The 450-nt window shown below is 35.1% G+C and carries 1 protein-coding gene; it reads left to right on the top strand.

Going from position 1 to position 450, the window contains the following annotated elements; all coding sequences use genetic code 11:
- Positions 1-450: hypothetical protein (locus E3E36_RS11960; RefSeq protein ID WP_206203683.1), on the top strand; the 450-nt coding region annotated here is incomplete at both ends.

The following is a 450-nucleotide window of genomic DNA, read 5'->3' as shown; positions in this document are numbered from 1 at the left end:
TTCATCAAATGGGCATTCATAATGTTAGATATGAAAAAGAAATTGCAGAAGCAAACAATTCTCAAATACGACATTTCTGGATTCCTACGTTAGCAGATGTACAAAAAACACACGATGATTTACCAACAGGTTATTGGAAAAGTGCTAACCCGCAGGATGTATTAGATTTTTCTGCTGTTGCCTATTTCTTTGATTTAAAAATTTACGAGCAATACCATGTTCCGATTGGCTTAATTAATGCAAGTGTTGGTGGCACTCCCATTGAAGCATGGATTAGTGAAGATGGATATAAAGATTTTCCGAATATTCAAAGCATCATTCAAAAAAATAAAAACCCTGAAAACAATAACAGAAGAGGCATTGGTGGTGGTAACTTAAGCAGACCAAGAAGTGAGGATAGAGGCATGACTGAAAAATGGTATTCAGAAAATTATATTCCTAAAGGCTGGA

Origin of the sequence: Thermococcus sp. M36 (assembly GCF_012027355.1) — an archaeon.
Taxonomy (GTDB): Archaea; Methanobacteriota_B; Thermococci; order Thermococcales; family Thermococcaceae; genus Thermococcus.
Note: the sequence above shows the minus strand (reverse complement) of the source record. Positions and strands in the feature narration are given on the sequence as shown.